We start from the raw sequence: 21,984 nt of genomic DNA on the forward strand, positions 1-21,984 counted from the left end.
TCGCTGACTCCCATCACATCACATATTGCGCGGATCACAGTCAGGCCTCCACCCCACCCGCAAACAATCTCCGATTGGCCGCGAGGATCGCGGCTGTGTCGGCATCGCTCGGTTCCAGCGACCAGTTATGGTGCTGGAAGGTTCCGCCCAGCACGATCCCGTCGCGGCGGCCGAACATGTAGGCGCTGCCGCCCGTGATGATATTATAGTCGATCTCGGCCTGCGGCTTGAGGATCACGAGCTGGCCCCGCACCGGATGGATTTCGGTATCGCCAAACAGTTTGCCCGCGCCCAGCCCGGTGCAATTGAACACCACTGCCTCGTCCAATGCCGCCACCTCTGCAGCGTCCTGAAACGCGCGCACGATGATCCGTCCACCCCGTTCCCGTATATCCTCTTCCAGCTTGCGTAGATAATGCGGCGTGTCCACCATCATCGTATCGAAACTGCGCGCATGGGCGGTCGTGAACGGCAATTCCCCCGGCGCGTAATCGACAACATTGATCGCGAATTCTTCCATCGGGTGGCCCGCCCGCGCGGGTTGGTTTGTCACGGGCCGATCTGACAAGACATAGTTCACTTCCCAACTGATGCCGTACTCCGGGCCGGTCAGTAACTGAAACCGCCGGAAAGAATGACGCGCCGCCGCGACATGCCGGTCCATGTATCCGGGGGCGATGGCCGCACTGTCATACACCGACGCCGGCCACCACTGCCCGCCTGCGATGTTGGAGGTCGTGTTCGGGCTCAGCGCCTTGGCATAGAGCGTCACCTTCGCCCCGCGCTCCAGCAACAACATCGCGGTCGACAGGCCCAGCGCCCCCGCGCCCAGCACGGCATATTCCGCCACATCCGGATCAAACCCTTCCTCCACGGCCAGCTGCGCCGAGCCCCAGGACAGGGTGATCCCGCCGCCGCCATGCCCGTAATTGTGGACCACCGCCGTCTCGCCCAGCATCTCCCGCTCCACGCGGAAGCCAGACGCCCGGTAGGGCCTCAGCCCCACATCCACGCGCACGACCCGGTCGGCAGACACAAGGACCGGCGGCACGGGCTTCATCACCACACCCGGCGCCTGCGGAACAGTCGCGCATCCGGCCACTGCTGCGGTCAGTCCGGTCGCCGTAAAGGCCCGGCGTGTCATCTGGCTCATCTGAAATCCCTCGCTTCCGACCCGCACCTTCGATCACGGGTCTGGCAAGATCAAGGCAGATCACAAGACCCGTACCCACGGCCCATTGCCCTGCTGCAAAAGTGCCCAGATGGCCCAGACCAGCGCATCCACCCGGTCAGGCGATCCGCGAAACCCTTCCGCGCCGAACTGGCACATCTGGTCTTCCAGCGTCGGCAACAGGCCGACATGCGCCACCCGCCCCTGCTCATACAGCGTCGCCACAGGCGCGGCCCGTGCGCGCTTGCCCAGCCGCGCATGCACCAGCCGCACCGGCACATCCGCCCCTGCGCTTTCCAGCACCTGCCGCACCATTTCGCCGCCCTGATTGGACTCGGCGATGATCTCCCGCGCGCCAACCTCGCGGCACACCGCAACCGCTCGCCTCGCCCAGTCGAGCGGCTTCAGGCCCGGCGCTGACGCATCGGCCAGCACATAGGCGACCCCGTCGCGCACGCCCGCCGCAATAATCCCGCAGGCATCCGCCGCAGGCCCGCTCGTTGCGGGCGGGTCCACCGCCACGATCACATCTTCCAGCATGGGCGGCGCGCTCACCCGTGCCGCGTCAATCATCTGTCGGCGGAACAGCGCGCCTTCGGCATCCTCCAGCAATTCGCCATGAATTTCCTGCCGGGCCAGCGCGCTGTTGCCATAGGCCGCCTGCATGGCCGCCACGAACCCATCTGACAGATTCTCCGCATTCTCGGCCATGCTGGCCTGACGCACCAATGTCCCCGGCCCGGTGAGCAGACCCTTGAAGAAATCCGTCGGTCGCGGCGTGGTCGTCGCCATCACGCGCGGGTCCGCGCCCAGCCTCAGCCCCATCTGCAACGTGTCCCACACGGCCTGCCCACGTAACCAGGCCGCGATCTCATCACACCAGGCCACATCAAATTGCGGCCCGCGCAAACTGTCCGGATCTTCGGCCGAGTACACATGCGCTTCCGCCCCATTGTCAAAACTCAGGATACGTCGGCTGGGCGAGTAGTGTGGGCGGCGGCACTTCAGCGGCTCGATCCATTTCAGCCCGCTCGGCCCATCGATCATCACTTCGCGCACATCGTGCAGGGCTGGCCCCACCAGCGCCGCCCGGTGACACCGTCCGTGAATCATCGACCAGCGGAGCCATTCGGCCCCCGCCCGCGTCTTCCCAGCGCCGCGTCCGCCCATGAACACGAAGCTCCGCCATCCGCCCGGCGGCGGCACCTGTATATCGCGGGCGTGCAGGATCCACGGATTCTGGCTGACCAGGCTGCGCTCCCATTCCGCCAGCGTGCTCCAGTCGTTGCTCTGCGCCGCCTGACGCGCCCTTTGTTTGAAATCCGGCAGCAAGGGCGTCCAGCCGGCATTGTTCAGCGGCTGGGGAGAGTTCGTCTTCGGCGTCTTCGCCCGTTTCGTCTTCGTCGGCACGTCCGGCAATCCGCACATCCTCATCCCCTTCCCAAGTCGCCACCGCCATTTCCATCCGCCGGATTTCCGCCGCCAGCCGCATGATCAGGCCACTCAGCGTGCGCAGCTCCTCCGGCGTCACATCCGCCGCCATCATGCGGTCCACTGCCATGTCGTGCGCTTCGCTCAGCGACAGGCGCTGGCGCTCCAGCGGTCTCTCCGGAGCGTCGAGCCCATTGTCCCGGATCACACGCCAGACTGTGCTGGCGCCCCGGCCAACCTGCGCCGCGATCTCCGCCATGCTCCGCCCCAACAGGCGCTGGAGTCGGACCTGCCGGATCAGGCGTTGACGATGGGGCTGTCGGATCATTCGGGCCTCCTGCGGTGAGAGGGGCAATGTCGCATGGGTGCGCACCCCGTCGAATTCAGGCTCCGAAAACCCTCAAGCTTTCGGGATGATTCGCCTGCTCAACCTCAGAGCGACGCCAATAAGTGTTGCGGGAAAAGCACGAATTTTTCCCCACATGGCAGGCACTTGCCCCATTTTCCTCAGAATTCCGGGGGCGTCATAAAAACATTACGCATCTGTCATCCAGCCGTAACTCTGGCGTGGGACGGGGCCGCAGTTTTCGAAGCGTAGACTTCTTAATACGGATTCCCAGAGCAAGGACGACCTCCCATGACCTTTACTTCCCGCAAGCTCCTCCTGATCGGAGCTGCCACTGCTGTGATGGCGCAGGCTGCTGCCGCCGACATCCTGAAAGGGACCGTGACCGATGCGTCCGGCGAAGCTGCGCTGCAGGGCGCGATTGTCACGATCGAGGAACTGGGCCGTACCGCCTCGTCCGACCGGTTCGGCAAGTATCGCTTCACCAGCGTCCCGGCCGGCGAATACACGGTCAGCGTCTCTTATGTCGGCGCGGACATGGTCACCGACACGGTGTCGATCTCTGGCGACACCGATTTCAGCATCCAGCTTGGCGGCGATGTGCGCTATCTCGACAACATCCTCGTTGTCGGCTCGGCCGCGGCCCAGGCCGGTGCGATCAACCAGCAGCGCGCCTCCGATGCCATCATCAGCGTCATCGACTCCGATGGCCTCGGCAACTTCCCCGACACGACCGTGGCGGACTCGCTCGCCCGCGTGGCTGGCCTGTCCATCGAGAATGACCAAGGCGAAGGCCGCTATGTCTCGATCCGCGGCATCAACTCTGACCTGATCTCAGCCACCATCAACGGCGTGCGCACGCCGTCCCCGGAAGATCGCCGCGGCGTCTTGCTGGATGGTGTGCCATCTGACCTTCTGGACGGTATCGAAGTCCAGAAATCCCTGACCCCGGATGTCGATGCCGACACAATCGGCGGCGTCATCAACCTCAAGACCATCTCCGCCTTTGACCGCGACGGCCAGTTCATCCGCGCCAAGGTCGAAGGCTCCTACAATGAGCTGACCGAAGACGTCTCCCCGAAAGCCACGCTGACCTATTCCAACGTGTTTGGCGACAAGCTCGGCGTTGCGGCCTCCATCAACTATCAGAGCCTCGGCATTCAGGCCCATAACAACGAAACCGGCGGCTGGGGCTTCGACGACGACCTGAACGCTTTCATTCCGAACGATGATTATGAAATGCGCTGGTACGACCTGACGCGCGAGCGCGTCGGCCTCGTCTTCAATGTCGACTACCGCATGACCGAGAACACTGAGCTCTACCTGCGCACATTGGTCAACGAGTACACGGACGACGAAGTCCGCAACAAGTTCGAGTTCCGCGACCTCGCCGAAGAAGGTGTCAGCGTTGACGGCAACCTCTACAACTTCAACTTCGCCGAAGCAGACGTCGAAGTCCGCCAGCGCGAAGAGACCCGCAAGATCCAGACCTATGCGCTGGGCGGCAAGACTTTCGCCGGCAACTGGACCGTCGATTACGAAGTGTCCTACGCCTATGCCGAAGAAGACGATTCCAACAATCACGACGTAGCCTTCCGCTCCGACGACATGGAAGGCGATGGCATCATCGTGTGGGACAACTCCGACCCGCAGAAACCGAAGCTCTCCGGCACGGGCATCGATTTCCTGTATGACCCGGCCAGCTATGAAATGGACGCCTACGAGCAGGAGTTCACGGTCAACGAAGACACTGAATGGGCCTACAAGCTTGACCTGACCAATGACACCGTCCTCGGCAATACGCCCGTGACCTGGAAAATGGGTGTGAAGGTCCGCGACCGCGAAAAGGTCCGCGACCAAAACCTCTTCATCTGGGAACGCGACGATGTCACCCTGACCGATTACATCAATGCCAACAGCCAGATTTCCGGCTGGCGCATGAACAACCCGATGTTCGAATGGCCGAGCGCCGGCCTGACCCGGGCCCTGCGCGGGACCTTCACCGCCGATGAGCTGGACGAAGACGGTACGAATTTCGACAGCCTCGCCGGCGACTACACAATCGACGAGATGATCATCGCCGGCTACGGCATGGGCACCTTCCAGATCAACGACCTGACCGTCGTTGCCGGGGCGCGTATCGAAGCCACTGACGTATCAACCACGGGCAATGTCTTCTATGAAGGTGGCGATCCAGACCAGGTCGGCACACGCCAGTTCGACGATGAATATGTCCACGTCCTGCCGAGCCTGAACCTGAAATATGCCTTCTCCGAAAATGTCGTCGGCCGCGCAGCCTATTACGCTTCGCTGGTCCGCCCGGCCTTCGGCGAGATGCGCCCGACAGCTGCCTTGAATGATGACCGCGACGAAGTCGAAATGGGCAACCCCAACCTCGACCCGTACGAGGCCAACAATTTCGACCTGTCGATCGAATACTACCCGACCAAGCTGTCGGTCCTGTCGGCTGGCTTGTTCTACAAGGACATCCGCAACCCGATCTTCGGCGCCACCTATGACATCGACCAGCTGCCAGGCTCCATCGATCTGGGCTTCCTTGGCGATGCCGGTGCGGACATCGAAGAAGTCGCCACCTACATCAATGGCGAGACCGCAACGGTACAGGGCCTCGAACTCAACTATGTCCAGCAGCTCGACTTCCTGGGCGGCTTCTGGGAAGGCTTCCTCGCCTCCGCCAATGTCACCATCGTTGAATCCGAAGCGTCCGTCCCGGACGAAGAGGATGTGGCCCAAACCCGCGACGTGCCGCTGCTCAAGCAGAACGATCTCATCTGGAACGCCTCCATCGGCTACGACAAGGGCCCGTGGGATCTGCGCATCTCGGCCAATTTCCGCGATGACTATCTCGACGAGCTGTTCGGCGCCGATCTGGACCGCTACACCAGCGATCACCTCAGCGTCGAAGCGTCAGCCAAATACGACGTCAACGACAACCTCCAGATCTATGTCGAAGGCAAGAACCTCACCGACGAGCCGGAATACTATTATCACGGCGCAGAAAGCCGTCTGTCTCAGTATGACGAATATGGTGCCCGCTATGTCATCGGTGCCCGCCTGACCTACTAGGCTGGGTTGACGAGACTTACCGAAAGCCGGGCGGGGAGCGATCCTCGCCCGGTTTTGCTTGAACGCATGGCACTCAGCCAAAACCCTGTGCATCTGCAATCGATTGGGTACATTTTCCTTGCGTTAGGGGGTGCACCCGGTGTTTTTCCTGCTAGAAGGATACAATTAGCGGGAGAATTTTTCATGAAAGCACCAATTCTGGCTCTGGCCGCCCTGATCGCGGTATCCGGCTGCGCCCTCAAGAAGAAAGAGGGCTACTCGGTCGCCGATGCGTCCAATGACGAGAACATGATCTGTGAGCGCGTAGCGATCCCGGGCAAAGTCTATCCTGGCAAGATCTGCATGACTGCAGAACAGTGGGCCCGTCATGAGGCTCAAGGTGAGAAAATGGCTGGTGAAGCCCAGCGCGGTGCATTGCGGACCCCAGCGCCAGGTCAAGGCACCTGAGCCAAGTTCGACACAATCACTATCCGGGAAAAGCAGGCCGATTGGCCTGCTTTTTTCATGTCAGACAGACGCGCATCATGGCACATTTGTGAAAACTCGCTCGCGCGTCTTGATCTTGCGCCGGACGCAGGGAATACCGACCCGAACCCTGTTTGTCCCAGCCCCTGAGGAGTGTTCATGAAACGCTATATTCCCCTCGCCGCCCTGCTTCTGTCTGCCTGCGCCACAGAGCCTGCCCAACAGATTTACGCCATCGACACTGCGCCCATCCCGGCGTCTGTCGAAACGGCGCCCATGACAGGCACAGGCGACAAGGCGGACGATCCGGCTGTCTGGGTGAATGTCGCAAATCCGGCTGACAGCCTGGTCCTCGGCACCAACAAGGATGAAGGCCTCCACGTCTACAATCTCGCTGGCGAAGAGCTTCAATTCCTTGATGTCGGTCGCGTCAACAATGTCGACTTGCGCGGCGATGTCGCCGTCGCCTCGAATGACGAAACCAATTCCATCAGCTGGTTTGCCATCGACCCGGTCACCGCCACGGTCAGCCATGTTGGCGACACGCCAACACAGAAAGACGAACCCTATGGCATCTGTGCTGGTCAGGTCGGCACCACCTATTACGCAATGCCCACTTATAAGGACGGCATGGCCCAGGTCTGGTCTGTCGAGACCGACAAGATGAGTGAAGGCCCGGAGCTGGTCGCTGAAATCCAGGTTGGCCAGTTCGGCCAGCTTCAACTGGAAGGCTGTGTATTTGACGAAGCCAATGGTCAGGTCTTTCTCGGTGAGGAAGAGCACGGCATCTGGAAACTCGACCTGAATGACTGGTCTGCCGCCCCGGTCAGCGTCGACACGATCGCCGCGCAGAATGGCCTGGTCGCCGATGTTGAAGGCATGGACATCTGGGCCGGTGCAGATGGCGCGGGTTACCTTGTTGCGTCGTCCCAGGCCGCAGACCGGTTTGTCGTCTATGACCTGAAAGCCCCTCATGCGCCGCGCGGCGTCTTCACCGTAACGGCCAATGCCGACGGCTCCATCGACGCTGTAACGCATACGGATGGTCTGGATGTCAGCTCTGCGGCGCTGCCGGGCTTCCCGAAAGGCATTCTCGTCGTTCAGGATGATGGCAATCCGGCCTCAGGCGTCGACCAGAACTTCAAGCTGGTCGACTGGTCCCTGATCGAATCCGCCCTCGGCCTCGACTAAGTCTGAGCGTTACCCCAGAGTCACGAAAGCCCGCCCTCCGGCGCATTGGAGAGCGGGCTTTTTCGTTTGCGATGCACAGGGCCTGTCAGGCAGCCCTGGCAGCGAGGATGGCCTCTTCCACGTCGCGCAACCTGTCCTTGCCGAACCACATCCTCTCCTTCACGAAGAAGGTGGGTGAGCCGAAATTGCCGCGCTCGACGGAGGCCGTGGTGTTGTCCACCAATTCCTGCTTGATCCCGGAATCCTGCGCCTTGGCCATCAAGGCGTCTGCGGGCAAATCCGCTGCGGCCAGAACCCGTCCGATCGTTTCAGGATCATCCATCTTTTGCGCGCCTTGCCACATCGCAGCGTAGATCGCGTTCACATAGGGCTTGAACACGTCCAGATGCTGCGCCGCCACGGCGCCGCGCATGATCGCCAGCGTGTTGACCGGAAAATGCGGGTTCATCGCGAAAGCCTGGGTCAGACCATGCCGCTCGATGAACCGCATCATTTCGAGCCGCTCATATTCCGGTTTGTTTCGAATACCCGCAAACGCCATCACCGGGGACTGATTGCCTGTCGCCTTGAACACACCGCCCAGCAGAACCGGCACATAGGTGAAGGTCACTCCGGTGCGCGCCTCCACGTCCGGAATCACCTTGTGGCTGAGATAAGCATTCGGGCTGCCGAAATCGAAATGGAATTCAACGCTCACATCACGCATCACCATGTCTCCCCATAGGGACGGATTTCCTGTTCGAAGGTCCAGGCTGTTTCCGGTTGCTGGAATAATTGCCAGTAAGCATCCGCGATGGCTTCGGGTGGCATCAGGCCCGGCGGGTTGTCCGGCCCACCTGCCTGCCTGATCCGTTCGCGCACCCATTCGGTATCGACGCCAGCGTCAATGATGAGATGCGCCACATGGATATGTTGTGGCCAAAGTTCGCGCGCCATGGATTCGGCAACGGCGCGCAATCCGAACTTGGCCGCGGCAAAGGCGGCGTAGCCATTCCCCCCGCGTCGCCCTGCGGTTGCACCTGTAAAGAAGATCTTGCCCTCCCCATGCTCAAGCATCAGCCGCGCAGATTCGCGCCCCGTCACGAAACCGGCGAAGCAGGCCATCTCCCAGACCTTGCGGAACACGCGATCCGTCGTCTCAAGTATGGGAAAATTCACATTGGCCCCCACATTGAAAATGGTAAGGGCGAGCGGTGCCAACGCGTCCGCTTCGGCAAGGAAAGCGGTGACATCTTCTGGTTCGCGCGCATCCAGAGATCGGGCCGAGATCCTGCCACCGGCCGCCCCTATCTCGGCGACCAAAGGCTCAAGCTTGTAGCCATTGCGCCGGCCTGCCACGACCAAATACCCCTCAGACGCGAATTTTTTCGCAATGGCCGTGCCAATATAATCGCCCGCCCCCACAATCGCGACGCTGTTGTCCAAATGCGCCATGCTACGCCTCCTTCTTGACCTCTGGTCTTCTCATTCAAGTTATGTGTATATGCACACTTAATGGCGTCGCGGTAAATCCCCCAATAATCGACGACCTGGAAAATCGGTGCAGGACACGCGTCATGCTGACGGACAAGACAGACAAGATCCCGCTGTTGGAAGACCTCCGCCACAGCCCTCACGTGTGCATGGCCGAGGCGGCCCGCGCCGCAAATCGCGCGCTTGCCCGTCATTACGGTGCCTATCTGGACGGAGCCGGCATCGCTCCCGGACAGGCCTCTCTTTTGATGCAGCTCTACTATCTGCAAGATACCTCCGTCGCCGATTTCGCAGCGCGCATGCGCACCGAGCGCACAACCATGGTCAGAAACATCGCGGCGCTTGAACGCACAGGCCAGGTCGAAACCTTCACGCCAGAGGGCCTGCGCGCGCGCCATGTCCGCCTGACCGATCAGGGACGTGCCTTGCTGACCGACATCGTCACCCGATGGAATGATGCCCAAACGGCGCTCAAGGAAAAGCTTGGGGCAGCGCAATGGGACGCTCTCATCAGCGCGCTGAACATGCTTGGAAACATAGATACTCACAATACAAACGATTGAAGCAGAGTTCAGACAATGCACTAGACATGCACTGGCCGCTCGATTTTGGTCCCATGAGGAAGGTCTGAAAAAATCGGTCGATTTCGCTGTGGACGCCAACACGCTCTACCCCATCTATCTTCTGTCACAGAATGGCGGAGAGCTGCGTCACGAATTCACGCCCACGGGAATCGCCTATGACTTGCGCATCGATGGCAAGCTGGTGACGCCTGCGCCGGGCGCAGAGACCGCACTGGTCAAGGGTGCGGCCAGCTCGCAACACCGGCTGGGCATCCTGATCCGCCCCGACACCACCCACGCCCCGCTGGCAAGTACACAGACCGCCTGACCCTGGTGATCGCCGGGGATTAGGGCGGCTTCGGTGCCTACCCTACAGCCCCAACTCGCTGAGGCCGGGATAATCGTCAGGACGACGGCCCATCAGCCAGCGGAACTTTCTTTCACCTGCCGAGATGGGAAGGTTGTTGATGCTGGCATGCCGTCTTTGCATCAAGCCAGACTCGCTGAACTCCCAATTCTCGTTGCCATATGCCCGGTACCATTGACCGGTGCGATCGTGAAATTCGTACGCATATCGCACAGCAATCCGGTTGTCAGAAAAGGCGAACAACTCCTTGATCAATCGATACTGGATCTCTCGCCGCCACTTGGCAGTCAGGAAACTGACGATTTCGGCGCGACCATTGATGAAGAGGTCACGGTTTCGCCAGATACTATCATCGGTATAGGCCAGCGACACTTTCTCGGGATCCTGCCCGTTCCACGCATCTTCGGCGAGACGAACTTTCTCGATAGCCGTTTGCACTGTGAAAGGAGGTAAAGGGGGGCGCATATGGGACTCCTGCAATATCTGGAGGGAGGACTGCGGCCGGACGCACCGCCCGGCCGCCAATGAAAGGATCAGAGATCGCCAACAGCCTTGTGCTGGATGGATGGCCAGTTCTTTTCAGCGCGCTTGAGAATCTTCACCTTGTCTTTCTTGTATTTTTCAAAGACGTCTGCGTTCACGAACAGGTAGAGCTTTCCATCGACAATATCTGCATAGTGAGGATCACCGTCGAACTTCTTGCCAAGGGCGACGGCATAGGCGCAGAAGCCACCATATTGTGGGGCAAAGCGCGCCGGATCAGTCTTGAATTTGCGAGCCGATTCCGCAGACGCGAAATAGTAGGCGACGCCATCTTCAACGACCGTATGCGCGGCGTCGCCTTCGGCGACTGCATTATAGGTGGTCAGGGCGACTGCGTCGACGCCGTGCAGGCCCAGGGGAACGCCCGCTGTCGTTACGCCGTTCGACACATTGTATTCGTCTTCTGCGAAAGCGGGCATTGAGGCCGACATCGCAATCGCGATGGCCATGCCGGTGAGATAAAGTTTCTTGGTCATGTCAGATATCCTTGAGGGGTGAATGCCAGTCATCTGGCGGAACAGGCCGATGGTTCAGGGGCTGCGCGCAGGAGTACGCATTTTCGGGCGGCGGGAGGCCTGCAAATATCCGCCGACGAAACAAGAGGGCGCCCAGCTGATGGGTGTGGGTGGGTGAGTTCAACTGGGCGCCAAGGGAGCCATCCGGGGAGAGGGCGCAGGAAAGATGGCTCCGAAGCTTATTTCTTGTAGGCGGATCTGATCGCCTTCACCGTGTTGGCGGTATTATCAACGGCACTGGCAATCATTCGAAAATTGGTGAGGGACGCGTCATAGCCGTTGTAGTGCTCTGTGATGGCTCCGGCCGTTGCATCAGTCACAACCATGACCTCGAAACCTGATTCGATCAGGCTGCGCATGTGGGACTCCGTGCACAGATTTGATGACATTCCTGCAAGAATGACCTTGTTGATGCCGGCTTTACGCAGCTGGAGCGCAAGGTCATTGCTATCCGGGCCATAGACTTTGTGCGGGCTGGTCACCACCGTTTCACCATTCTCGATATAGGGCTTGTACTGGTCCAGCCAGTCAGCACCAGACCCTTCGAATCCTTCGAGGTTCAAGGCGGATGGACGGTCGAACATGCCGATGGAGTGCATCAAGGTCTCGAGCGTGCCCTCGAAGAGCCACTCATGATCGTGCTCATAATAGTAATGCGGAGAGACGAATACGGGCATGCCGGTTTCCTCGGCAATCTTGAACAAATCGCCGATATTTTCGACGGTGCCGTTCTCCGTGATGCTTTGCCCGACCACGCCCCAAGTGACGCCGTCAGGAGACAGGAAATCATTTTGCGGATCGGTGACAACGATGGCTGTACCATCCGTGGTCACCACAAATCCTGGCATGGGCAAGCCATCATTGACCGGCGGCATCTTGGCCGACGCCGGGCGGGCGCCTTGGCTCTCGGCTTCGGCTGCAACGCCGATCAGGGCAATGACAGCCGTGGCCGTCGCGATGAACTTAAGAAGCGCTTGTGGCGTACTGGGTGAATTCAACATGGGTCTTTTTTCCTCGCGGCTGTTGGGTCTGGTGGTCCAGTTTGCCAGCCCGGCGGGGAGATACTCCCGGTCTGGAGCGTCACCCTGAGCTGATCTGTACTCATCGTATGGGGGGCGACGATGAGCGTATTGACCGGTCGCGACATCCTGTTGACTGGACGCGACAATCCCTTTGGCGCAATGTGAAAGCGTGAGGTGCGATGGGGATCGCGCCCTTGGGGGAAGGCCAGAGCGGGGAGCGCGCGGGAGATGGCAACAGTTTCAACCGTCTTCGTATTGAGGATCATTGAGCGGCTCAGCGACCGGATGGATCGGGACATGTTGTGCCGTGTGGCCGGACTCGACCCGTCGCCATCGGCCGGCCCGCCGCCCGCCATGATCCACGCCGCCAATTATTACAGCTTGCTGGAAACCATCGCCGAGACCGAGACACCGGATATCCGCTTCCTGCTCGGCGTCAGCATGTCGGCCACCTGCTCCGATTTCGGCGCTGTGGGCCTGGCCTGGAAATCGGCACCGACGCTGCGTCAGTCCTTCCTGCGGATGGACCGCCATGCGCGCGCCTACAATACGGCCTCGACGTTCAAACTGTATGACAAGGGCGACACATTCTGGTGGACGCACCGGCGGCCCGACACGCCGCGCCTCGGCCTGGACCTATCGAGCGAGGGCGCGCTGGCCACCTATGTCACGCTGTGCCGGGAGGCGACCGGCCCGAATTCGAAACCGGGCGCGGTACAGTTCTGCCACCCGAAACCGGCCGGCTCGCGGGAGCTACTGGAGGCACACTTTCGCTGTCCGATCACTTTCGGGGCGGACATTGACGCACTGATCATCCCGGCCGAGCGGCTCGACAAGCCGAACCTGGTCGGCGACGAGAGCATCTGGAAATTCCTGAGCGCCCAGGCCGAGGGAATGCTGCCGGCCGAGTCCGGGGATCGCCAGCTGGACCGGCAGGTCGTGCTGCAGATTGCCGATGTGCTGACCGATGGCATTCCGTCGCTGGTGCAAGTTGCCTCGGATCTCGGCATGAGCGCCCGGACGCTGCAGCGCCGGCTGTCGGACCAGGGGCTGACATTCCAAGCCCTGGTGGACCAGGCGCGGCGCGAGACGGCCGAGCGCTTTCTCGCCGACACGCGCTATTCCATTGCGGAAGTGGCTTTCCTGACAGGGTTTTCCGAACAGAGCGCCTTCACCCGCGCCTTCAAGCGCTGGGCGGGCCAAACCCCCGGGACCTATCGCGACCTGACCGCCGCCCCCTGACCCCACAAAAAAGGCCGCCCCACAGGACGGCCAACCGAAATACCTGGTGCCAGAAGAGGACTCGAAAGCTTACATTAGATGCTTGTTATTACATACTTTTCCACACTTGATACATATAGATACCAACAATAATACCAACAAATCTCAGCCCTTACGCTGCGACAAAGCTTTTTTTGCCTTTGGCAGATCGTTACCCTGCAGCTAGGCGGCTAGTAAATCGTAATGCCTTGGGGCTGGAAAAAGTAGGTTAAGAGAACTAGCTTCAATCTTGAACAATGGGCCCTTCTCCTTGGCGCTACCAGGCGGCTTACGTTTAATTAAATGATCCATGCTCACTACGCCTTGCTCTATCAATATATCGAATTGTGAAGCAATCGGCTTTCGGGTGTGGACAGCCTCTGTGAACTGGAAATACTCCGTACCATTTCGAATTTCCGGTTTTGCGGCGATCCAGAATGTTTCAGCGTGCTTCTCAAGCAGCTTGCTACGGAGCCTGTCTAACGGCCAAGCGGCAAAATCCCCATATTCCGGTTTATCTGAGTTTTCCCACAGCATGTCAGAGCTGGGCTCCAACCGGAGTTGGAGCCCTTGCGAATTGCGCTTCGTCGCCTCGACCTGACAGTAGAGCTTAAACGCACCATCTCGCTCATAGCCGAACGCATCCAATATCTCGGCGCTACGCTTTAACTTACTTATGGACCAATCGGGCACCTGTGCGAAAAGCGTCTTGCGAACCTGCCGTCCAGCTCTGCGCTCGCGATAGGATTTCAACTCTATCCCTTTGTAATCGGGGGCCTGGAGTGAGTTCATTGCTATGCCGAGTTCATGCTCCAGCGTCCTGCCAATAGCCGTATCGGCCCGGGTATCAATGACCGAACGGGTCGGTCCACGAGCGGCAAGTTCCCTCAAGCGGTCTAGGAGTTCATCGGCAATGGAGCTGGTTGACCGCAGGATAGTGTGCAGGAGCCGGGAAATGCTATGGCCCTGTTGGGCAAATAGCGCAGGAACGTCAACTTCAGATAAGTTTATAAGATGGAGTGTTTCATCATGCGGAATTATTGCCAAGATATCGCCAGAACGTGCATGCTCCTTCAAACCATAAAACCAAATTCTGGGATCTCCCTCCTTCGTATCAGGCCGATAGAGCGAGACCTTCGTTTCCTTGGGAGCCATGAAGCCGTGGATAACCGCGCAGGCCATCACCTTGTTGCCTGTCCCTTGTGCTTGAGCTCCATAATCATGGAAACCCCTCTGGTGCAGGAGTCTGCGCAACGGGTGGGTTGCATCCATAATCGACTTGTCGAGCCCAGTCTGGGTGATTTCGAGCAAAGCAACTTCAGCGTTGTTGCTGGTCAATGAAACGAGGCGGTCCTCCTCGGCATCTGTCAGCTTACGCACTAGCTGGCTCTCCGTGTCGTCGCTGCTTTCGCAGCGATCAACAATTCCCCGACTGATTGCCCAACGGCGCGAGCCATGCGCGGTGGCACCGCGTTTCCGACTTGTGTGTACTGCGGGACTTCGACCCTCCGGCGCAGGCTACCTGTTGTTTCCTTTGCTCGAAATTCGAAGGAGTCCGGAAAAGATTGGAAACGTGCCATCTCCCTGACGGTTAGTGTTCTTGGCTCTTCAGGATGGACATAGTCATCGGGCAAGCTAACCACTGTGGGGCTTGGAAATGTCCAAGATAGCGGGCGCTGGCTATGCTTTTTAGTGCCGAGCGACATAATTGTTTCAACAAGCTGTTTCCGCGAACGCGCAATCACTGTCCCATCCGGCGATATCGCGGGAAGTCTTGCACCTACCAGCGCTTCTGACACCAGTAACCTACGGCCGTCCTCCGGGACATCATCGCGTTTGGGCAAGGACATGACTTTTGGGTGGACACCTTCATCACGGAAATACTGATAGAGACGGAACCGCGTTTCTATATGTTCAGCATGCTTACGTAAGGTATGGTTCTTGAGCTTGCCCGGTGTGTAGGCCTCACGAATTTGCGCTGGCATCCAAGATGTATCCTCCCGCATTTCCTTTGCATACTCGGTAATGTTTGTTTTACGGCTGTAACCCTTGCTATTTAGGTCTGATATCGCGTGAAGTACGCTCAGGATATCTTCACCAAAGTGGGTCGCTTCGGGAGCGATCAAGGGTCGTTTTTCAAAAAGGAGACTACCAACTTGGTCATAATCAGACCGCCAAGTATGGTGACTGGCAGTGAAACCAACCTGCTGTGCTAGCGAGCGTTGGAGTCCCAAAAGCATAACACGCGGGCGGTGCTGCGGGGCACCGAAATGCATTGCGTTCAAGAGGACAGGCTGGACGACATATCCGGCACCTGTGTCTTGCAGGGCCAGCCTGAGTTGGTCGAACGGCGACTCCTTGCCATGCTTCTTGAAGTCTTGGCTCATCCCGGAGACATTTTCAATGATAACGGCTTTGGGCTCCACAGCTTCAACAAATTCCAAGAACTGCCATGGAAGCTGGTTGCGAATGTCATCCGGGTTTCGGCGCCCCGCAAGCGAGAAGCCTTGGCAGGGCGGACCACCAGCAACAAGGTCTATTCCTTGTGCTCTCAAGTCATTCAAAACTGGCTTACAATCCAGTAAGGCGGACAACTCCTTGATAACGATCCCCCTGGAGGCTTGCTCCTCTACGCTGGTACGTTCACTGGCAAAACTGTCATATGCCGCTTGGTCTGAAATTCGTTCAATGAAGTTGTGATAAAAAGTCTCTGCTGCCATGGAGGACTTTTCGACAGCGAGCGCCAATTCGAATCCCGCTTGCTCCAGCCCCAACGAAAGTCCCCCGCAACCGGCAAATAAGTCTACATACTTCAAACTCGCAGCCATGATGTATTTTCCTTACTGATTCGGCCTCCCAAGCATAAGCGAACAGCGACACTTGTCCAGGCGCTTTCCCCAGGATTTTGTGGAATGCTGCAACCCGACTTCACATCGAAACCCGCAGCATCGAAGTTTGGCTGTACAGCAAGCCAGATCTAGTTTTCAGGCTCTGGCTCTGGCTCTGGCGACAGTACTAATTCTTCTAAGAACTCAACCACATCAAAAGCTATCTGCAATCTCGTGCGTGTGCTCCGCAGCGTGACATTTGTGGTGTTCGCTTCTTTACCATGGGCAATATCATTGCGCCCGGAAATAAGTGAGTTTATTTCGCTTTTGAATGTCTCATTTAGGTCAAGCCACGCTACAAATCGTTCACCCCACGAGTGCTCAAATTTCTCAAGTATTTCCTTGATATTACTAGTCTTCATATTTCGAGATTCAGGCCAGGTGGCTTCGATATAATGACTTAGCCGAACTGCCCCATGAGTTGAGGTAAACTCAAGTAGAATCTCTTTGATGGATTGCTCAAGATATCCAGAAATCAGAACAGATAGATATTTAGCCCAATGAGCCTGCTCCTCAGGATCTTCGGGCGTTCTTGTAGCGAGTTCAGCAAGTCGGCTTCTATAGCTTACTCTCGCTACAGCGCCGCGAGTTTCGGTCATGCTATTGCAAAAGCATTTCGAGCAGTTCGCAACCTTGCGTCTACCCTATTTGTGTCATTGGTGAACTTAGCTATGGACCAATTGTATCCTCGTTCTTGAGCTGGATAATCCGGTACCTCTTCGCCATTTTCGTCCATCCCGCGAGAATCAGATTCCAGCTGGTTCAGTCGCATCGCAATAGTCCGGTCACCTAATTTCTCAAGGAACTGTGCCTCGGACTCTGACGTTAAAGTACCAGTTTCACTGCTGAGTGCCGACATGATTCCATGAGCCAAAGCGTCATAACGTGTCAGAACAAATGTGCCCCGCTGTTTGAGGGCATCGTCGCCCAGCGCTTGACGAATCAGTTTCACGGTTAGCGCAAATAAACCTCTCAGCTCATCAATTTTTTCTTCATTGAGATTACGATTGTCCTCCATAAAATCGTTCAAGAATTTCGGCATCGGAGATTTGTAGTTATTGCCGTTTTCAAACAATGCTATAGCGCGCAGGATAGCCTCTTGATCCTTCAGTCTACTATGAACTTTGCCGAAGAGAGTTCTCCAGTCCTCATTTTCGTTTAACTCTTGGATTAAACTCAGCAGAGGGCCATGGAAAATACTGGCTCTAACCTCTTGTGCATTCAGAGCTTTGCCAGTGGTATTCAATCTCTTGAATATCTGTATGATCGCTTTGTTATATTCGCGCCCTAAATTTATGTCATCATCCTTTGGGTTTGGTCGGATGATGATAGAATGTATCACCGCATCGGAAAGTGTCCGCTCGTCCGCTGGATTAAGTATTTTTGCTTTAGGAGAAGCGCGTCGATCTCTATATCCAACTCGTCGGTTGCTATGATAGCACCCCTTAAGGTCATCAGGTATATCCTTACCCGATAGACTGAACTCTCCGTTTACATACGACTGCAATGTCTTCAAACGCTGCTGGCCATCTATGATGTTCAATTTGTTCTGGTTTTCAGAGTCTCTTGCTAGAAAAAGGGTTGGGACTGGAAGGCCCAAAATTAGCGATTCGATGAAACGTGATTTTTCGGGTCCCGACCAAACAAAACCGCGTTGGAAACCCGGAACATAGATATCCTTGCGGTTCATTCGGTTTACGAGGCCTTCGACATCTACGTCCCAACCATAACTACTAATGTCAAACCGCGGAGGTGAGGCCTCCTCCTCTCCAGTTTCGCCTTCTTTCTCGTCTTGAACATCGACATCATCATCCATGTCGTGATCAGTATCGTTTTCTAAATCAGACATATTCAACCTCGATTTCTCATCTACCTGCTCAAAAGGCCTCACATCGAAGTAAAAAACAAGTTTTGTGCGCAAACAGGAGCAAAAGAGAGTCAACCGCTCGGGGCTGTTGGTCCGGGCTTGGCGTCAAAATCCAGCAGCGATGAAGTGCCTTGAGCCAGGTCGCCCCGGTGTACGTTTCTTGTTGCCCGCCCGCCGCAACCCGCGACTCCTCATGCTTGCTAGAAAAGAGGCTGTTCAACGGTAGGTTAGTGGTTGCGCCGCCTGATCTCTCCTGCCAGCACGCGCTCTATGGCAAGCACCGCATCCCAATTCACCGCTTCCAGCCGCTTATAGGTGCGCCAGTGCATGCCCTTTGGCTTTTGCGGAAATGGGTTGCCAATTCCTGGTTCAGCGCCCACCCGCTCGCGCGCTGTTTCGGCCTTCGCAAGGCCCGGCGCGCGAAAGGTTTCATATTGGCTTGGGTAGGTCGCACGGTAGCATTGCCGACAGCGGAAACGTGCCCCGCCAATCAACACGCGGCACCGCCGCTGACATGACTTGCAAACAAACCAACGCCGCCGTCCGCCAAGTGGCTGTTCAGTGAAGGTGAAGGCAATGCGCTCGGTTACATCCTCGGCGTCATTGCCGCGTCCATGTCTGTAACTGAGTTCCATATCATCAGGGCCAAGGCGGTATCCTATGCTTCCAGTCTCGCGCCCGCCCCGGCTCCAGGTCACGCGGCCTATCCGCCAGCGCGCAAACCATTCGCGTTCAAAGCTGGCAAGATCCAGTTTCAAGAAGTCATCCATCCGGCTCGCCCATCGACAATGACTCATTTGATTTTCCGTTTCGTTCGCAATCATGTGGGAAGTGGATAATGGTGGCCCTTATCGGAGCAACTATATACGGGTGGATGGGGTGTTGAGCGGTATAACATTGTGCCCGTCGATATTAGGTTTTCTTAGGTTCGTAGAATTTTGAGACCCCGACTTTTTCCGGGGTTCATTCGGGAATTTTTGCGGTGTTCTGGAGTCTTGCCAGCGCTTGATCGGCAGAGCAGGGTCGCCCTTTTGAGTGTCGGTGTCATGGCGAGTCAGGGAGACAACGCGCTCACGGGTTTTAACTACCCCCCGGTTTCTGCCCTTGCGCTCTTCTCGAAGGTGGCCCGTTGTAATCAGTTCATCAACTAGCCGTTTTGCAGTCTTGTCGGACACACTCGTCAGCCGGGCGACAGTCGCAGCGCCGACAGGGAAACTGTTCGGCTTGTTTGGCCGGTAGCTGGCCAGTAGTGCTACAAGTAACTTCAACGCGTTTCCGCTAAGTCCGCGCCAAGCGGGATGCTTCATCTCGTGGTCGTATATCCGCGCATGCGGTCGGTCGTGACGGCTGGCAGGATAGAGGGCGTCCGGCATGGCGTGCTACTACCAACTTCGATCTACACCGCCGTTTCTTCTGACGTTTCAAACAGTGCGCGAATGTCTTCAACGCGCCACACAGTCACTCGCGCCCCTAGTTTTGTCGGCGTGGGAAAGCGGCCATCTTTGCAGCCAGCCCACCAGGTTGATTTGCTGACAGGGATTGGCCCATGAGGGGCAAGGATTTGTGAAAGGCGCACAAAGCCGGTTTGCGGGAAGTCGTGGTAGTAGGACATGATCCGTCTCCGTTGCTCAAGAGACGATAATGTCGCTCAGAACAAACCGGGAAAACAGGTGGATAGGATCGCTGAAACCTCGGGAAAAAAGAGGTTGAACGTATGAAGGTTTTCTTAGCTGCGGGTGGGATCAGAAGGGAATTTCATCATCTAAATCAGCGGAAAAGCTCCTAGTGGATGGGGGGCCGACAGTTCTGCGGTTCGCGCTGGATCGTTCACTCAAATCGACTGCACTTTTATCGTTTTTAGTGTCGGAAATAGCAGGCCTGCCGCCCTCCGCATCCCAGTTAGCAATACGTGCAGCTTCATTCACGAAAGTGTCAGTCACTTTTGAATCCATGCCATCAGGCCAGAAGCGCGCGCTGTTGGCTTGCAACCAGTCCGCCAGTTGGCGTTTGATGCTGAGGCCATTGATTGGGCTTTGCTTAACATGTCGCCATGCGGCGATAGTTGCAGCCAGCTTTGGCGAATAGCTGGGGTCTTCGCGGTCTAAGAAGTCATCCGACGTTCTAGACAGACCTGCAAACTGTTCAACCGTCACATTTTTACTGGCAAGCCAAGCGCGAAGACTTTCCATGTTGATCGTTGATCTATTGGCGCAAAGGTCGCCTTCGATTTCTTCCTGCCAGGATTCCAGCCCGTCAGGATCGTAAGCCGTCTTAGTTTTCCATGCGCGAACCCCAGTAATTTTTTTGGCTAGCAAGGCGCTTGCTATCACCTGCCTCGCAGCTTGGTAGCCACTTGGAACCTGTCTGTGATTGTCGGGATACTCAGCATCAGGGTAATCTTCTGGATCTTCATTCAACAAGAGCAATGCAGCTTGCCGAACTGTGAGGTCTTCAGCCAGCAACCAGAGCACGGTGCTTGGTGAATAATAGCCGTCCACCATCGAGATATTTATCTTGTCAGCCACTGCAGGATCTCCCCGGCCCACCAATCTGCCATCTTAACCCTTTCATCCCAGTAGGTCGCGCGGTGGTAAGCATTGCGTACTTGGTCTGCCCCCTTGTGGGCAATTTCTGCTTCGATTGCATCGCGGTTCCACTTGCCGCTTTCATTCAGCAAGCTGGACGCGCTCGCACGAAAACCGTGTGACGTGTGTTCATGCTTGTCAAACCCCATGCGGCGAAGCGCTTGGTTCATTGTGTTTTCGCTAATCGGTCGGTCGTTCACGATCATCGACGGGAAAACGCGGGTCGCGCTTCCGGTTTCGTGCTTTAGCTGTTTCAGTATGTCTAAAGTAGGCTTGGATAGGGGCTTTGTGTGTTCCCTTCTCATTTTCATGCGGGACGCGGGAATCGTCCATATCTTCTTGTCCAGATCAAACTCGTCCCAATACGCCAGCCGCAGTTCACCGGGTCTCGTGTATAGTAGAGCCATCAGTTTCAACGCCGCGCGCGTGGATGGTGCGCCGCCTTCGTACTCCCAGATAGCTCGCACAAGCTGGCAGAACGCATCACTCGTGGTTGCGGCGGCCATGTGCGTAACCGTGGGCGCGATTAGTGCGCCCCGAAGGCCAAACGTCGGGTCATTGTCGGCGCGGGCGGTGGCAATGGCGTAGCGGAAAACTTCGCCAATCGTGGTGCGCAGGCGCTTTGCCGTTTCGTAGTTGCCCAACGCTTCCACCTTTCTGAGCGGCACAAGCACATCTGACGGGGCGATGGTGGCGATTGGCATCTTACCAAGATCGACATTTGCGATCCCGATCAGCCAGCGCTTTTTCTTGAGCGTGGTTTCCGCTAAACCTTCTCGGGTCTTCTTATCGATCAACTCCGCGCCGATAATTTCAAATGTGTGCAGGTTCGTTGCCGCGTGGGCTTCTTTTTCAGCTTTGCGCAGTGCGGATGGGTCGGTCCCCGTCGCCAGAACGGATTTGGCATTGTCACGCCGTTCTCGCGCTTGTGCCAACGAAACAGCCGGATAGGCACCAAACGACAACAGCTTTTGCTTGCCGTCGAAGCGATAGGCCATGCGCCACAACTTAGAACCGTGCGGCTTGATCTCCAGGAACAATCCGCCGCCATCGCTTACACGACGCGCCTTGGGTCCCGGTTTCAAATTACGAACTTGAATGTCACTAAGGGGCATTGTTGGTATCGCTCCGACGGTTTGCTTGCTGGCATACCAAGGCTACCAACAGAAATACCAACTTTTGAACGAGATACCAACAACCAATATCGGAC

At 57.3% G+C, this 21,984-nt stretch carries 22 protein-coding genes; 6 read left to right on the top strand and 16 right to left on the bottom strand.

Annotated elements, in window-relative coordinates; genetic code table 11:
* Window positions 1-40 precede the first annotated feature (40 nt).
* Window positions 41-1,153, bottom strand: coding sequence for an FAD-dependent oxidoreductase (locus B2P82_RS00025; RefSeq protein WP_290494169.1), 1,113 nt, complete (start codon window positions 1,151-1,153; stop codon window positions 41-43).
* A 60-nt stretch (window positions 1,154-1,213) separates the two neighbouring features.
* The gene (locus B2P82_RS00030; protein WP_290494171.1) at window positions 1,214-2,341 is read right to left on the bottom strand and encodes a DNA-packaging protein; all 1,128 of its coding nucleotides are present in this window, start codon (window positions 2,339-2,341) and stop codon (window positions 1,214-1,216) included.
* Window positions 2,342-3,239: 898 nt separating this feature from the next.
* On the opposite strand from B2P82_RS00030, the gene B2P82_RS00035 reads away from it, so the two are divergent.
* The 3 genes from B2P82_RS00035 (at window position 3,240) to B2P82_RS00045 (ending at window position 7,691) form a co-directional block, all read left to right on the top strand.
* Window positions 3,240-6,035 (top strand): TonB-dependent receptor, encoded by a 2,796-nt coding sequence (locus tag B2P82_RS00035; protein WP_290494174.1) that lies wholly within the window; start codon window positions 3,240-3,242, stop codon window positions 6,033-6,035.
* Window positions 6,036-6,218: 183 nt separating this feature from the next.
* Window positions 6,219-6,482: a hypothetical protein gene (locus B2P82_RS00040; protein ID WP_206991026.1), complete on the top strand. Its 264-nt coding sequence runs from the start codon at window positions 6,219-6,221 to the stop codon at window positions 6,480-6,482.
* A 177-nt stretch (window positions 6,483-6,659) separates the two neighbouring features.
* A complete protein-coding gene (locus tag B2P82_RS00045) occupies window positions 6,660-7,691 on the top strand; it encodes a phytase (RefSeq protein WP_290494176.1) in 1,032 nt (343 codons plus the stop codon).
* A gap of 85 nt (window positions 7,692-7,776) precedes the next feature.
* On the opposite strand, the gene B2P82_RS00050 is transcribed toward B2P82_RS00045, so the two are convergent.
* Entirely contained in the window at window positions 7,777-8,397 is a 621-nt protein-coding gene (locus tag B2P82_RS00050; RefSeq protein ID WP_290494178.1) for a 2-hydroxychromene-2-carboxylate isomerase, read from the bottom strand.
* Window positions 8,397-9,125 carry an SDR family NAD(P)-dependent oxidoreductase gene (locus tag B2P82_RS00055; protein WP_290494180.1) on the bottom strand — a complete coding sequence of 243 codons (729 nt, stop codon included), beginning with the start codon at window positions 9,123-9,125 and terminating at the stop codon, window positions 8,397-8,399. The genes B2P82_RS00050 and B2P82_RS00055 overlap by 1 nt, the downstream gene beginning before the upstream one ends.
* A gap of 122 nt (window positions 9,126-9,247) precedes the next feature.
* Between B2P82_RS00055 and B2P82_RS00060 the strand changes: the two genes are divergently transcribed.
* Together B2P82_RS00060 and B2P82_RS00065 are read left to right on the top strand one after the other, a co-directional pair.
* On the top strand, window positions 9,248-9,727 hold the full coding sequence (locus B2P82_RS00060; protein ID WP_290494182.1) for a MarR family winged helix-turn-helix transcriptional regulator: 480 nt from the start codon (window positions 9,248-9,250) through the stop codon (window positions 9,725-9,727).
* An 88-nt stretch (window positions 9,728-9,815) separates the two neighbouring features.
* Entirely contained in the window at window positions 9,816-10,055 is a 240-nt protein-coding gene (locus B2P82_RS00065) for a hypothetical protein (protein ID WP_290494183.1), read from the top strand.
* A 42-nt stretch (window positions 10,056-10,097) separates the two neighbouring features.
* Here the strand turns inward: B2P82_RS00065 and B2P82_RS00070 are convergent, their stop codons facing one another.
* The 3 genes from B2P82_RS00070 to B2P82_RS00080 form a co-directional block, all read right to left on the bottom strand.
* Complete coding sequence (locus B2P82_RS00070) at window positions 10,098-10,559, bottom strand: nuclear transport factor 2 family protein (protein ID WP_290494184.1); 462 nt, start codon at window positions 10,557-10,559, stop codon at window positions 10,098-10,100.
* Window positions 10,560-10,627: 68 nt separating this feature from the next.
* Window positions 10,628-11,113, bottom strand: coding sequence for a YHS domain-containing (seleno)protein (locus tag B2P82_RS00075; RefSeq protein WP_290494185.1), 486 nt, complete (start codon window positions 11,111-11,113; stop codon window positions 10,628-10,630).
* 218 nt (window positions 11,114-11,331) lie between these two features.
* Window positions 11,332-12,153, bottom strand: coding sequence for a cysteine hydrolase family protein (locus tag B2P82_RS00080; protein WP_290494189.1), 822 nt, complete (start codon window positions 12,151-12,153; stop codon window positions 11,332-11,334).
* A 249-nt stretch (window positions 12,154-12,402) separates the two neighbouring features.
* Between B2P82_RS00080 and B2P82_RS00085 the strand changes: the two genes are divergently transcribed.
* The gene (locus B2P82_RS00085) at window positions 12,403-13,416 is read left to right on the top strand and encodes an AraC family transcriptional regulator (RefSeq protein ID WP_290494191.1); all 1,014 of its coding nucleotides are present in this window, start codon (window positions 12,403-12,405) and stop codon (window positions 13,414-13,416) included.
* A 201-nt stretch (window positions 13,417-13,617) separates the two neighbouring features.
* Here the strand turns inward: B2P82_RS00085 and B2P82_RS00090 are convergent, their stop codons facing one another.
* The 9 genes from B2P82_RS00090 to B2P82_RS00125 form a co-directional block, all read right to left on the bottom strand.
* A complete protein-coding gene (locus B2P82_RS00090; protein WP_290494193.1) occupies window positions 13,618-14,814 on the bottom strand; it encodes an MvaI/BcnI family restriction endonuclease in 1,197 nt (398 codons plus the stop codon).
* On the bottom strand, window positions 14,814-16,262 hold the full coding sequence (gene dcm / locus B2P82_RS00095) for a DNA cytosine methyltransferase (RefSeq protein WP_290494195.1): 1,449 nt from the start codon (window positions 16,260-16,262) through the stop codon (window positions 14,814-14,816). Before dcm ends, B2P82_RS00090 begins: the two co-directional genes overlap by 1 nt.
* A 149-nt stretch (window positions 16,263-16,411) precedes the next feature.
* The gene (locus B2P82_RS00100; RefSeq protein WP_290494197.1) at window positions 16,412-16,921 is read right to left on the bottom strand and encodes a HEPN domain-containing protein; all 510 of its coding nucleotides are present in this window, start codon (window positions 16,919-16,921) and stop codon (window positions 16,412-16,414) included.
* On the bottom strand, window positions 16,918-18,171 hold the full coding sequence (locus B2P82_RS00105; RefSeq protein WP_290494199.1) for a DUF262 domain-containing protein: 1,254 nt from the start codon (window positions 18,169-18,171) through the stop codon (window positions 16,918-16,920). The genes B2P82_RS00100 and B2P82_RS00105 overlap by 4 nt, the downstream gene beginning before the upstream one ends.
* A gap of 245 nt (window positions 18,172-18,416) precedes the next feature.
* On the bottom strand, window positions 18,417-18,959 hold the full coding sequence (locus B2P82_RS00110; protein ID WP_290494205.1) for a hypothetical protein: 543 nt from the start codon (window positions 18,957-18,959) through the stop codon (window positions 18,417-18,419).
* A gap of 90 nt (window positions 18,960-19,049) precedes the next feature.
* Complete coding sequence (locus tag B2P82_RS17010; protein WP_414651995.1) at window positions 19,050-19,562, bottom strand: helix-turn-helix domain-containing protein; 513 nt, start codon at window positions 19,560-19,562, stop codon at window positions 19,050-19,052.
* A gap of 23 nt (window positions 19,563-19,585) precedes the next feature.
* On the bottom strand, window positions 19,586-19,801 hold the full coding sequence (locus B2P82_RS00115; protein WP_290494207.1) for a helix-turn-helix transcriptional regulator: 216 nt from the start codon (window positions 19,799-19,801) through the stop codon (window positions 19,586-19,588).
* Between the two features lie 130 nt (window positions 19,802-19,931).
* Window positions 19,932-20,714 (bottom strand): hypothetical protein, encoded by a 783-nt coding sequence (locus B2P82_RS00120; RefSeq protein WP_290494208.1) that lies wholly within the window; start codon window positions 20,712-20,714, stop codon window positions 19,932-19,934.
* Window positions 20,699-21,889 (bottom strand): tyrosine-type recombinase/integrase, encoded by a 1,191-nt coding sequence (locus B2P82_RS00125; RefSeq protein ID WP_290494210.1) that lies wholly within the window; start codon window positions 21,887-21,889, stop codon window positions 20,699-20,701. Before B2P82_RS00125 ends, B2P82_RS00120 begins: the two co-directional genes overlap by 16 nt.
* Window positions 21,890-21,984: the final 95 nt, after the last annotated feature.

It is taken from the genome of Hyphomonas sp. UBA4494 (assembly GCF_002388935.1).
GTDB lineage: Bacteria > Pseudomonadota > Alphaproteobacteria > Caulobacterales > Hyphomonadaceae > Hyphomonas.